This is a genomic window from Catenovulum sp. 2E275, assembly GCF_025515275.1.
Lineage (GTDB): Bacteria > Pseudomonadota > Gammaproteobacteria > Enterobacterales > Alteromonadaceae > Catenovulum.
On the sequence record NZ_JAOPFU010000015.1, the window covers coordinates 12,425 to 26,146 of the forward strand.

The following is a 13,722-nucleotide window of genomic DNA, read 5'->3' on the forward strand; positions in this document are numbered from 1 at the left end:
TGAAGGTCTAAAAATGTCAGAGCAGGTATACGACTCGTCATCGATTAAAGTATTAAAAGGCTTAGATGCTGTACGTAAACGTCCGGGTATGTACATAGGTGATACAGACGATGGAACTGGTTTACATCACATGGTATTTGAGGTGGTGGATAATAGTATCGACGAAGCATTAGCCGGACATTGTTCTGATATTCTGGTCACAATCCATTCGGATGGTTCTGTTTCTGTTCGTGATGATGGCCGTGGTATTCCTACCGAGATCCATGCTGAAGAAGGGGTTTCTGCTGCACAGGTTATTATGACAGTGTTGCACGCCGGTGGTAAATTCGATGATAACTCTTATAAAGTTTCGGGTGGTTTGCACGGTGTGGGTGTGTCTGTTGTAAACGCCTTATCGGATGACCTACAGTTAACTATTCGTCGTGGTGGTAAAGTTCATCAACAAAAATATAAGTTAGGTGAGCCGGTTAAACCATTAGAAGTGATTGGTGATACTGATGGCTCTGGTACTGAAATCCGTTTTTGGCCATCACCAACTATATTCAGTGATACGGTTTTTCATTACGATATTTTAGCGAAACGTTTACGTGAATTAAGTTTCTTAAACTCTGGTGTATCAATTAAATTAAAAGATGAGCGTGACGGTAAAAACGATCATTATATGTACGAAGGTGGTATTCAAGCCTTTGTTGAGTATTTAAATAGAAATAAAACGCCAATTCATAAATCTGTTTTCCATTTTAATTTAGAGCGTGAAGATGGTATTACGGTAGAAGTGGCTGCTCAATGGAATGACTCTTTCCAAGAAAATATTTATTGTTTTACAAATAATATTCCACAGCGTGATGGTGGAACTCACTTAGCTGGTTTTCGTGGTGCATTAACACGTACCTTAAATACCTTTATGGAAAAAGAAGGCCATGCGAAAAAAGCTAAAGTTGCGACAACCGGTGATGACTCGCGTGAAGGTTTAACTGCGGTTGTTTCGGTTAAAGTGCCAGATCCTAAATTCTCTTCACAAACTAAAGATAAGTTAGTTTCGTCTGAGGTTAAAGGGGCGGTTGAGCAAAGTGTGGGTGAAAAGTTAAATGACTTTTTATTAGAAAACCCAGCCGAAGTGAGATCTATTGTTACCAAAATTATGGATGCTGCACGCGCGCGTGAAGCGGCTCGTAAAGCGCGTGAAATGACTCGCCGTAAAGGTGCATTAGATATTGCTGGTTTACCGGGTAAATTAGCCGATTGTCAGGAAAAAGATCCATCTTTATCTGAACTATACATAGTGGAGGGTGATTCTGCGGGTGGTTCTGCTAAGCAAGGTCGTAACCGTAAAAATCAGGCTATTTTGCCGCTTAAAGGTAAAATCCTTAATGTAGAAAAAGCGCGTTTTGATAAAATGCTTTCTTCTGCCGAAGTTGGTACTTTAATTACTGCAATGGGTTGTGGCATTGGCCGTGATGAATATAACCCGGATAAATTACGTTATCACTCAATTATTTTAATGACGGATGCTGACGTTGATGGTTCGCATATCCGTACTTTATTATTAACTTTCTTCTATCGTCAAATGCCTGAAATCATTGAACGTGGCCATGTATTTATTGCACAGCCGCCATTGTTTAAAGTGAAAAAAGGTAAGCAAGAGCAATATATAAAAGATGAAGCTGCTTACGAAGCTTATTTAACTAATATTGCTTTAGATGGAGCTGAGCTTTATGTAAATGATTCGGCTCCGGCGATTGCTGACTCTGCATTAGAGCAGTTAGTTAAAGATTACCAGACAATGGAAAGTATCATTAAACGCTTGTCTCGTAACTATAATTTAGATCTATTAAACCAGCTTAAATTTGCTGAAACATTAACTGAAGAGTCGTTAAAAGATGAAGCTAAAGTGAAATCTTGGGCTGATGCATTAACTGCAAAATTAGAATCATCACAAGATGGCAGCTCAATTTTTAAAGCTGAGCTAGTATTTGATAGTGAAGTTCAGTTATATGTACCAAGATTTAATGTACGTACTCATGGTGTTGATTATCAATATAATCTGGATTTAGAGTTTATTAATTCTGCCGATTATAAAACAGTTTCTAAAACCGGTAGTGTAATCGCTTCATTAATTGAAGAAGGTGCTTATGCTAAACGCGGTGAAAGAGTTTTTGAAATAAGCTCTTTTGAACAAGCATTAGATTGGTTGATGAAAGAATCGAAAAAAGGTTTATACATTCAACGCTATAAAGGTTTGGGTGAAATGAACCCAGATCAACTTTGGGAAACAACAATGGATCCTGAAAGCCGTAGAATGTTGAAAGTAACAATTGAAGATGCAATTGGTGCAGATCAATTATTCTCAACCTTAATGGGTGATCAAGTTGAACCTCGTCGTGAGTTTATTGAGAAAAATGCATTAAATGTAAGTAACCTAGACGTTTAGACTTTAATTAATTTTAATTTTATTGAAAGCGGCTACCTTTTTAGGAGCCGCTTTTTTTATATACATAAATATTTGGTAGTAGCGTTGTTTATTCGATTAACCCTATATAAAATGAGGTTAATACTCTAGATGGATTTGTTTTTATGAAAAATAATACGCAAGTAATAAACCAAGAAGTACCTTATAGTGACAATGAAGAACTGGTTTCAACAACTGATCTTAAAGGTGTAATCACTTATGCAAATCAAGCTTTTTGCAAAGTAAGTGGTTACTCTAAAGATGAATTAATTGGTCAGAACCATAATATAGTACGCCATCCAGATATGCCTAAAGCCGCTTTTGCTGATTTATGGGCTCATTTAAAAGCCGGTAAATCCTGGCGGGGCATGGTGAAAAATTTAAGTAAGGATGGCCGCTATTATTGGGTGGATGCTTTTGTTACTCCAATTCGTGAGAATGGCCGGTTAGTTGGTTATCAATCTGTTCGGGTAAAGCCTGATAATATTTTAAAACAAAAAGCAGAATCCTTTTATCAGGCAGTAAACAATAATAAAAAGTCAGCTAGTTATGAGATACCATTCAAAACTAAAGCGGCTTTGGCTGGTTTGGTAGGTTTAATTGCTTTTGTTTTAATTGGATTAAACATTAATTGGCTGGCAGCAATAGGCTTACTCATTACACTGGTTTTATTATTGGGGATTTTTGCAGAGGAGTTGATCAAGCTACCAGCAAGCTTAGCTAAAATTCGTCAACAGCAAGACAGTGTTTCGCGGTTTGTTTACGCCGGTAAAGGTAATTCAGCTTTAATTGAATATGCTGATTTAATGGCAAAAGCAAAAAACAGAACTGTACTAGGACGTTTTAATGATTTAACTGGCAGTTTAAATTTAGTATCAGCTAATTTAAGTGAAAGTATTACACTAGCAAGCCGAGGTGCTAAAGAACAAAAGTTTGAGTTAACTCAAGTAGCAACTGCAATAAACGAAATGTCAGCAACAGCGAGTGAAATAGCAAAAAATACAGCTCAGACAAATGAACAAATTAGAGAGACCAACAGTGAGTGTGAGTCAGCTTGTTCGCAAATTAATAATACAGCCCAAGGTATTTCTGATTTAGCTAAACAATCCAAAATAGCAGCGAATTCGGCTGATGAATTAAAAGCTCAGGCTGAGCTTGTGCAAAATGCAATGAATGAAATTAGAGGGATTGCAGAGCAGACTAACTTGTTAGCTTTAAATGCGGCTATAGAAGCCGCTAGAGCCGGTGAACAAGGGCGAGGCTTTGCGGTAGTGGCTGATGAGGTTAGAGCGCTTTCTACACGTACTCAAGGCTCAGCAGAGAGCATTCAAAAAAGCATAGAGGGTATGCAAGCGACAATTGCTGATTGGCTTAAAGTGATGCAGCAAAACTTAAACCTAGCTCAGCAATGTAATGAGTCTGCCGAGCAAAGTAACCATATAGTGCAAAATATCAATAATATGGTGAATCAGATTTCGGATATTTCTCTACAAATTGCAACCGCAGCAGAAGAGCAGGAAAGGGTATCAGAAGAGATTAATCAAAATATTCAGTCTATTGATAATTTATCTGATGAAAGATATAACAATGCACAAGCGTTAGAAGTTCAAGCTAATAAGTTATTAGATACGACTGATTATATTAATAACGTAAGCTCAACTTTTAGTGATAAATAGTTGAAATAGAAATCATCGAAAAAACAAAAGCCGGCATCAATCGCCGGCTTTTTTGTTGTTATTTTTCATATACAGACATATTAATCAGAAGCTAGATTAATAAAATCTGAAACATTGACTGAAACCGCATCGCACTCATTTGTGCCTTGATCATAAAAATAATTAAGCGGCACACCATTTTCATCATATTCAGCGAGTTGATAATTTTGCTCAGCTGTGCGACCAGCATACAGTGGGGTCATCCATAGCTGTAATTTAAATTGGTTTAATAACTCAGGGATAGTTGAATAGTCAGTTAAGTTATTTAAATAAGTTTGGTTATCTAAATCGTAAACTTCTACGATTGCATCATCGCTTACTGTAATTCTGACTTTGGGGCTGGCGACTAAACTTGGGCAGTCAGTAAAACTTTGCTGATAGTTAAATTGATAATCTGTTGCCGATAAACTTTCCCATGTATTTATATTTGCTTTAACCTGATGAATAAGCGCATATTTATAATCATCAGGAATGACTTGATATTCGCAGTTAGGATTAAATTGAGCCTGAGGCAACGTATTTAACGGCGCAAAGCCAAGTGATTCAGCCGTTGCTAAATCGCCTTTATGAATCGTAAAAACATTAATACTGCCAGTATCTGAACCACATGATTCTGGGTAGGCAAAACCATCATGGGCTTTTTGGCTACAATGAATCTCGATATTTTCTTGGGCTAAACTTAACGCGCTTTGAGCTAATGAAATGGCTGTATCTGGTTGGCAAGATAATTGTTGGTCGTCCTGATAAACCCGAATATGTTGGTAATCTTGATCTATTTTAAGATCTGAATCTAAGTCGCAGGCTGTTAATATAAATCCAGATGCTGCAATTAAGCTGACTTGGTTGAGTTTATTCATTGTTTATCTCCTTTAAGCTAATGCACTGTAATATTTTTAGCTTAGAAGAGAATGAATTGAAGATCTGTTATCAAGTGTTATTGTTTGTAACCTTAAACACTTAAACACTTAAACATAGAGCTTACCCTGTTTTAATCTTACTTTAATCGAATCTGTGGATGTAAGCCTGAATTTCAGCTAAAAACCGATCACCGTATTTTTCAAATTTACGTTTACCAACACCACTTACTTGCAACATTTGATGTTTGTTTTCTGGCATTTGCTGGCACATATCAACTAGGCTGGCATCGTTAAAAATAATATAAGGTGGTACATCGTGTTCATCCGCAATCGTTTTACGGGTTTGGCGCAGTCGTTCAAATAATCTTTTATCGTAGTTTAAATGGGCAAAGTTATTAGGTTTTTTATCTTTACTTATTTCGCTGGCAATATTTATTTGTGGGAGCGCAAGCTCTAATTCTATGTCGCCACGCAAAATTGGTCGGGCTAGTTCCGTTAGTTTTAAATGGCCATTGTCGGTAATATCAATAATTAATAAACCACGATGAACTAACTGGCGCAAAACGCTTAGCCAATATTCGTTTGATTTAGCTTTACCTATGCCATAAACCGATAATTTATCGTGTGAAAATTCGCGTACTCTTTGAGTATTAGCGCCGCGTAATACTTCAATTACATAATTAAAACCAGACTTTTGACCCGTTTTATAAACACAAGATAAAGCTTTTTGTGCATCAACTGTCCCAGAGTATTTTTGTGGCGGGTTCAGGCAAATATCACAGTTTTGACAGGCATTATCTTTGCTCTCGCCAAAATAATTAAGTAAAACAATACGTCGGCAAGTTTCACTTTCCGCAAGAGCCGTCATTGAGTTAAATTTATGATGCTCTATATCGGCTCTTTGTTGATTTTCATTTTGATTAATTAACCAGCGAACTCTGTCGGCATCTGAAAATTCATAAAACATAATCGCTTCGCTGGGTAAACCATCCCGTCCGGCGCGGCCTGTTTCCTGATAATAGCTTTCAATAGAGCGTGGAATATCATAATGAATAACAAAGCGTACATCTGGTTTATTAATACCCATGCCAAACGCAACTGTAGCAACAATAATCTGCACATTATCTTTTAACCACTCAGTTTGTGATAGTGAGCGTTCGCTTACATCTAAGCCTGCATGATAAGCTCGGACTTTAAATTGATGTCGGCTAAGATAATCCGCCACTTCTTCAACTCGTTTTCTGGATGTGCAGTAAATAATGCCGCTTTGGCCAGATTTTTGTTTTAAGTATTGCTCAACTTGTTGTAATGGTTTGAATTTTTCTTGTTGAATATAGCGAATGTTTGGGCGGTCAAAGCTACCGATAAATTGAAATGCATCCTGCAAACCTAATAATTGATAAATATCCTGTCGGGTAGCGGAATCAGCAGTTGCGGTTAAAGCTATAAAAGGAACTCGACTAAAGCTGTTTTTAAGCAAGCCTAGCTGAGCGTAATCTGGTCTAAAATCGTGTCCCCATTGAGAAATACAATGCGCTTCATCAATTGCAATTAAATTAGGTGGCATTTGCTCTAACTGCGCTAAAAAGTGCTGCTGCATTAGTTTTTCTGGCGCTACATATAATATTTTAAGTTGCTGGTGACTCAGTTGAGTTAAAATATCTTGCTGCTGCTGGTAATCGAGAGTTGAATTAATATAAGCCGCGGGCACGCCAAGCGCTTCTAATTGTGCAACTTGATCCTGCATTAAAGCTATTAAAGGTGAAATAACAATAGCGTAGCCGGGTAAAGCAATTGCCGGAATTTGATAACACAGGGATTTACCACTGCCTGTTGGCATGATTGTTAAACAGTCTTGTCCGTGTAGCAGGGCGTTGATGACTTCCTGCTGACCACTGCGAAAAGCGGTATAACCAAATACGTTTTGTAAAACTGAAATTGCTGAATTAGACAAAGCGGCTCCTTAAATCTGAGCCGCTATTTTACTGAAAGCGAAAAGGGATGGCTATCTAACTAGCCTATTTAAGTTGTTTAATTAAATCTTGTTCGATTTGTTCAAGTGGTTTTTCTCTGGAGTTATAAACTTTAACCACTTTACCTTGCGGGTTAACCAGATATTTATAAAAATTCCATTTAGGCGATGTATCACTTTGTTTTATTAAATTTTTATAAAAATCATTAACATCGCTACCGCGTACGGCGCTACTGCTTAACATGGTAAACGTTACGCCATAATTGATATAACAGACTTCAGCGGTTTCTTTTTCGGTATCTCTTTCTTGAAAAAAGTCATCAGACGGAAACCCGATAATTTCAAAATTTTGCTCTTTATATTTTTGATATAAAGCTTCCAGCTCTTTAAATTGTGGGGTGAAACCACAGTCGCTGGCAGTATTAACGACCAGTAAAGTTTTGCCTTTAAAGGTCTCACAAAAATCAATTTGTTTGCTGCTATGTAATTTTTTTGCTTGGAAATTTAGCAGTTCTGGGCAACTGTTTTCTTCTGAGGTTGCTAACGGGCTTTGGGCTAACAATAGCAAAGCCAAAGCTGGTTTAAATAACTTATTGTTTAGTAAAGCTTTCATTATTTTTCTCCATTTATTTAAGGTGCACGCTGAGGTTTCATAATGAAAGTTACGAAATCAACCTACCTTATACAGAGTTTTACCCAATTCAGTTTAAAAGTTATCACTCATTTTTGAGAAAATAACTGACTGGCACATTAAAAAACTCTGCAAAACATTGAATATGACGCAAGGTTAACTGACGTTTACCATTCACTAATTCAGAGATAATACTTTGTGGAACTATATGCGATAGTTCTTTTTGTTTTACATTAGCCTGTTTCATTAATTTAGCAAGCACCTGATTTGGTGTTGTTTGTTCACAGGCTTGGTATGCTTCAATGCTAGCTATTAAATAATCCAGAATGATAACTAGAAAAGCATTTTTGTCCGTTTCTAGTTCACTTAAATCTTCTATTAATTGCAATTTATCTAATAGCTCAAGCTCATTGTTGATAACACTTTGAGAATAATTTAATAACTCAACTAGTTCTTTTGCTTTTTGATCACTGCAATTAGAAAAAAAATTCAGAGTATTGTTAATTGATTTTATATCAACTTGATATTTTGTTTCCATGGCACCCTTATATCTCAATATGATATTTTATGATTCTAATACATTTATCAATGTTTGATGAAGTTTATTGACATCGAATGGCTTAGGTATGTGGGCTAGCATCCCTGCTTTTAAACAAGCGGCTTTATCTTCTATAGATACATTTGCTGTCATCGCTATTATTTTACTGCTATTTGCATTTGGCAGGGCTAATATTTGTTTTGTTGCTTCTATTCCATCTAAAACTGGCATTTGAATATCCATTAAAACCAGCTTAAAGTTACGGGTTTTACAGTATTCAACCGCCTCATAACCATTTTCGGCTAAGGTAACATCTGCCCCTAATTGCTCCATTTGGAAAATAATGATTTGTTGATTGATTTCGTTATCTTCGGCAATTAAAACGGGTTGTCCTTGTAAAAGCTTTTTTGCTCTCAGCGCGTAATCTATAATTTTTTCAGGCTGTTTGCTCGTATTGTAGCCGGAGGCGCTTTTTTTCATGGATAGCTCAAAGTAGAAGCGACTTCCTATCCCAAATTGACTTTCACAACATAAACTTCCGCCCATCAGTTTTATTAAATTGTTACTAATACTTAACCCTAATCCTGAGCCTCCAAACTTTCTAGTTATACTGGAATCGGCTTGAGTAAAGGATTCAAAAATACTTTGGATTCTATCTTGTGGAATACCTGTTCCGGTATCGCTAACCTCAATATACAAAATTAATTTACTGTTATCAGATTGGCTAGTTTCATGTTGTATTGTTAATGTTATACCACCGAATTCGGTAAATTTGAGCGCATTACTGCATAAATTCATAATTACTTGTTGAAGCCTGTGCTCATCACCTAATATTTTATCATTGACTAATGGTTTGTAGTTGATTTTAAATGCTAAACCCTTATTTTCAATTTGACTGGTGAATAGTTCTGACATTCGGTTTACCAGTCGATTTAAAGAGAAAGGGGCAACCTCTAGTTCTATTTTTCCGGTCTCTATTTTAGATAAATCAAGAATATCGCTAATTAAAGACAGTAGTGTTTTAGACGCAGTTCTAATTTTCCTGATGTAATCTTGTTGAGTGTTATTTAACTCACTGCTATTGAACATATCTGTTAGCCCCATGATCGCATTTAGGGGCGTTCTGAGTTCATGGCTCATATTGGCTAAAAAATAAGTTTTTTGGAGTGTCGCTTGCTCTGCTTTTTCTTTCGCTTCATTAAGTTCTTTAGTTTTTAAACTTACTTTTTGTGTGATTAAATTACGGTTAATTGATAACCATATAATAAAGAGTTGAATACTAAGGGTTATTATCGAACCAATCACTAAAATCACCCAGCTAGCCCAATCTTGTTGTTGAATTAAATTCTCTTGAGGTAAAGTAAGTTTTAGTTGCCAAGTTTGATTAAGAATATCTAGCTGAATGTGGCTAGTATAAACAGGTAAGGTTTTATCTAAATTATCATATTGATAGAGTTGTATATGATTCAAAAAGTCTATTGATATTGCATAATTGGAAATCCCTTTTTCCTTCATATAAAAATTAGTTTGAGAAAATAAATCTTTATATTCAATAACCAATGTGATCAATCCCCTCAATTTTTCAGGGGGGGTATCTTCGTACACGGCATGAAATAATAAAGCGCCTTTATTGCCGTTTTGACTCTGTAGTAATGTCACAGGCTCAGAAAAGCTGAATCCATCTGTCGTCAGAGCTTTCCTGATTGCTGTTGAGCGCTTAGGTTCTGTTGCTAAATCTAGCCCAATGATTTGTGAGTTTTTGGTTTTTGGGTAAGCAAAAACAATAGCGTATGTAACATCTGGGGAGTTGTCATCAAAAAACTTATAGTGTATTTCGGTGTGGTGTAGCTCGCTTAAATGACTATAAAAATCTGATTTTTCTTGCGCATTTACGGGTTCTATCCATTCAACGGCTTGAACAATGGTTTTATTATTTAATATTTTTTGAGAAAAATTTAGAAACTCTTGCTCTGAAAGCTCTTTGTTGCTTTGGATAAATGCACCTAATGCTTGTAGGTTAACTTGATAGAGCTCAACTTGTGTTTTGATTAAGTGAGTTATCTCTTGAGTTGTTGCGGATAAAGCTTCTTTTTGATTATTAACAAACTGAGATCGACTAAATACAAAGGCTGTAGCAACAATGCTAAAAACCAAAAATGTAGGGATTAGTTGCATTGGGAGTTTATTTTGTAAATTAAGCTCCTTACGATAATTTATTAAAATAATGATAGGAGAAATTATTAAGCAGCTTAGGGTGTCTCCTAGCCACCAAGTTAACCAATTATATAAAATATTACTTAGGTTTAGATAGGCAAGTTTAGTTAGTATTAATATGCTTATTGTTGAAGATATTAAACAGCTAATAGGAGCTACTTTGCAAAAAAAAGTAATCAATTCATAAGGTTTTAGCTGAACGAATGATTTTTTTAATAATTTTGATACTAAAACTGAAGCACAAAAAGCTTGTATGCAGGTTGCTATAGATAATCCAATAGTTGCTATTGTTGCGTTTAAACTTGGTTCATCAAAAGATAAAAAGTAATAAATAAGTGAAGCGGTTAATAACGCTGGCAGGACTCTATAGGTCCAAATGATGCATAATCCAGCAGCAACACCTGCTGCAGGCCATATTGGGCTTGATATTTCAGAGGGCAAAGCAAATAAAGCACCAAACATTGCTGCAATAAAATACAGAAAAAAAGCAATAATATTTTTAGTTATAATAGAAGGCATAATCTTTATTATAGTTTTATCTGGTTTAGCTTTATTTTTTAAGTGTATACATAATTTAGCATTATAAACTGCCCAAATATAAAAAAATAATCCTGAATGCCAAAAAGCTGCTTACAGCGCGGTTTTTTTTGCGTATCCTCTATTTAATTTAAACCAGCAATATTTTTATTTATGCAATATAAAGATTTACGCGATTTTATTGCCCAGCTTGAAAAACAAGGCTTATTAAAAAGAATCAAACAGCCGGTTTCTACTTATCTTGAAATGACAGAGATAAGCGATAGAGTGCTTAGAGCAAAAGGGCCTGCGCTATTATTTGAGAATCCAATTGGGTTTGATACGCCTGTGCTGTGTAATTTATTTGGTACACCAGAGCGTGTCGCTATGGGGATGGGGCAAACCTCGGTTGAAGCGCTGCGAGAAGTTGGCAAATTGCTTGCTATGTTAAAAGAGCCTGAGCCACCGTCTGGTTTTAAAGATGCGTTTGCCAAACTGCCGGTTTATAAACAAGTTTTAAATATGGCGCCCAAAAAAGTTAAAAAAGCAGCCTGTCAGGATGTCGTTTTAACTGGCGAGCAAGTTGATTTAACTCAATTGCCGATTCAGCATTGCTGGCCGGGTGATGTTGCGCCATTAATCACTTGGGGTTTAACCGTTACGCGCGGACCTCATAAAAAACGTCAAAACCTAGGCATATATCGTCAGCAATTATTAGGTAAAAACAAAGTTATTATGCGCTGGTTATCGCATCGTGGTGGCGCGTTAGATTTTCAGGAATGGCAGCAACAAAATCCAGGTGAAAAATTTCCGGTTGCCGTTGCTTTAGGGGCTGATCCCGCAACCATTTTAGGGGCGGTAACGCCTGTACCTGATACTTTATCTGAATATGCTTTTGCCGGTTTATTAAGAGGCAATAATACCGAAGTTGTTGATTGTATTAGCTGTGATTTGCAAGTACCGGCAAGCGCCGAAATTGTTTTAGAAGGCTACATTGAGCCGGGTGAGATGGCGGACGAAGGGCCGTATGGCGATCACACCGGTTATTATAACGAGGTAGATAGCTTTCCGGTATTTACCGTTACCCATATCACACACCGTAAAGACCCAATTTATCACAGCACTTATACTGGTCGTCCACCAGATGAACCGGCTGTGCTTGGTGTGGCATTAAACGAAGTTTTTGTACCGATTTTACAAAAGCAATTTCCTGAAATTGTTGATTTTTATTTACCGCCAGAAGGTTGTTCGTATCGTTTAGCGGTTGTAACTATGAAAAAACAATACGCCGGACATGCTAAACGGGTAATGATGGGAGTTTGGTCGTTTTTACGCCAGTTTATGTATACCAAATTTGTGATTGTTTGCGATGATGATGTAAATGCAAGAGACTGGAATGATGTTATTTGGGCGATTACGACCCGAATGGATCCGGCTCGTGATACCACTTTAGTTGAAAATACACCGATTGATTATCTTGATTTTGCCTCGCCAGTGTCTGGGCTTGGTTCAAAAATGGGGATGGATGCGACCAATAAATGGCCGGGCGAAACAACTCGAGAGTGGGGCACTGCCATTGAGATGGATGCAGAAGTGAAAGCTAAAGTTGATCAAATTTGGGATGAACTAAATATTTTTGCCAAATAATGAAAAGTTGCACAGTAACGTTAAAGCCAAGTAATGTTCAATTTACAGTCGAACCACTGGAAACTATAGTTGAAGCTGCATTAAGGCAAAATATAGATTTTCCGTATTCTTGTATGCAGGGAACATGCGACTCTTGCGTTTGTAACTTATTAGCTGGCAAGGTAAGCTATGGCGATTTACCCTATATTTTTACCCAAGAGGAAAAAGAGCAGGGTATCACCTTTGCTTGCATTGCATATCCGCTGACAGATATTGTGTTATATCAGCCAAATGTGCACCTAACTAAGAGAATTTAGATGTCTAATATTGAATGTAAAGTTGTAGAAATTAGTCCGCTAACCGAGCATGTTGCTAAAGTTTTATTAAAGCCAACAGAACCCGTTGTTTTTATTGCCGGACAATATATTGAACTGGTTATATCAGAAAATGATAAAAGACCATTTTCAATAGCCAACTCACCGCTGGACAATGAATATATTGAATTACACATTGGTGCAGCAATGAGCGATGAGTGGACATCGGCAGCGTTAAACCACATTAAAAATAATTCGGTTGTTTATTTAAAAGGCCCTTCTGGTAATGCAGGGTTAAGAGACAATGATAATCGTCCAATTATTTTATTAGCCGGTGGCACTGGGTTTAGCTATACCAAATCAATTGCCGATACTTTACTTAAACAAAATCACCAGCAGCAAATTTATTTTTATTGGGGGCTGCGTAATACAACCGCAGCGTATCAATTAGAATATTGGTTAGAAAAACATAATGAGTTAGACAATTTTCACTTTATTCCGGTGATTGAAACAGCCAATGCTGACTGGCAGGGACGAAGTGGTTTAGTGATTAATGCTGTGCTGGAAGATTTTGAGAATCTGGCAGATTATCATATTTATTGTGCAGGTCGTTTTGAGATGGTTGGTAAAGCCAGAGACGAATTTGTTAAAAAAGGCTTAAATGTCGATCATATATTTGCCGATGCATTTGCCTTTATATAAGTTAATATTGTTTACATGGAAAGATAATTATATCCAATAATCATTTAAATCTAATTTTTAATTATTCGCAAAAAATATCAAATTAGTTATACTTTAGAATAGCTTATAAAATTTAATTAAAGATGTCTCTGGCTACTTCTTAATTTTATTTTGCTTTTTAAAGCCAAACAAAGCTGCACAGGGAGGTG

The 13,722-nt window shown here is 36.5% G+C and carries 10 protein-coding genes; 5 read left to right on the forward strand and 5 right to left on the reverse strand.

Translation table 11 applies throughout. The features are described 5' to 3' along the window. The first annotated feature begins 13 nt into the window (after window positions 1–13). Together gyrB and N7931_RS09240 are read left to right on the forward strand one after the other, a co-directional pair. A complete protein-coding gene (gene gyrB / locus N7931_RS09235; protein WP_262793577.1) occupies window positions 14–2,431 on the forward strand; it encodes a DNA topoisomerase (ATP-hydrolyzing) subunit B in 2,418 nt (805 codons plus the stop codon). Between the two features lie 143 nt (window positions 2,432–2,574). Beyond that, on the forward strand, window positions 2,575–4,125 hold the full coding sequence (locus tag N7931_RS09240) for a methyl-accepting chemotaxis protein (protein ID WP_262793578.1): 1,551 nt from the start codon (window positions 2,575–2,577) through the stop codon (window positions 4,123–4,125). A gap of 80 nt (window positions 4,126–4,205) precedes the next feature. On the opposite strand, the gene N7931_RS09245 is transcribed toward N7931_RS09240, so the two are convergent. The 5 genes from N7931_RS09245 to N7931_RS09265 form a co-directional block, all read right to left on the reverse strand. Continuing rightward, window positions 4,206–5,021, reverse strand: a complete 816-nt coding sequence (locus N7931_RS09245; RefSeq protein ID WP_262793581.1) for a DUF6174 domain-containing protein — start codon at window positions 5,019–5,021, stop codon at window positions 4,206–4,208. Window positions 5,022–5,163: 142 nt separating this feature from the next. Next, window positions 5,164–6,975, reverse strand: coding sequence for a DNA helicase RecQ (gene recQ / locus N7931_RS09250; protein ID WP_262793582.1), 1,812 nt, complete (start codon window positions 6,973–6,975; stop codon window positions 5,164–5,166). Window positions 6,976–7,039: 64 nt separating this feature from the next. Next, window positions 7,040–7,606 (reverse strand): glutathione peroxidase, encoded by a 567-nt coding sequence (locus N7931_RS09255; RefSeq protein WP_262793583.1) that lies wholly within the window; start codon window positions 7,604–7,606, stop codon window positions 7,040–7,042. 103 nt (window positions 7,607–7,709) lie between these two features. Continuing rightward, window positions 7,710–8,162, reverse strand: coding sequence for a type II toxin-antitoxin system HigA family antitoxin (locus N7931_RS09260; RefSeq protein WP_262793584.1), 453 nt, complete (start codon window positions 8,160–8,162; stop codon window positions 7,710–7,712). Window positions 8,163–8,189: 27 nt separating this feature from the next. Further along, window positions 8,190–10,895 carry a CHASE domain-containing protein gene (locus tag N7931_RS09265; RefSeq protein WP_262793586.1) on the reverse strand — a complete coding sequence of 902 codons (2,706 nt, stop codon included), beginning with the start codon at window positions 10,893–10,895 and terminating at the stop codon, window positions 8,190–8,192. Between the two features lie 171 nt (window positions 10,896–11,066). Between N7931_RS09265 and ubiD the strand changes: the two genes are divergently transcribed. From ubiD to fre, 3 genes are read left to right on the forward strand one after another with little or no spacing between them, the layout of a single operon-like run. After that, window positions 11,067–12,539: a 4-hydroxy-3-polyprenylbenzoate decarboxylase gene (gene ubiD, locus N7931_RS09270; protein ID WP_262793587.1), complete on the forward strand. Its 1,473-nt coding sequence runs from the start codon at window positions 11,067–11,069 to the stop codon at window positions 12,537–12,539. Continuing rightward, window positions 12,539–12,835 carry a 2Fe-2S iron-sulfur cluster-binding protein gene (locus tag N7931_RS09275; RefSeq protein ID WP_262793588.1) on the forward strand — a complete coding sequence of 99 codons (297 nt, stop codon included), beginning with the start codon at window positions 12,539–12,541 and terminating at the stop codon, window positions 12,833–12,835. Before ubiD ends, N7931_RS09275 begins: the two co-directional genes overlap by 1 nt. After that, entirely contained in the window at window positions 12,836–13,534 is a 699-nt protein-coding gene (fre, locus tag N7931_RS09280; RefSeq protein ID WP_262793589.1) for an NAD(P)H-flavin reductase, read from the forward strand. It begins immediately after the preceding gene. The last annotated feature ends 188 nt before the right edge of the window (window positions 13,535–13,722 follow it).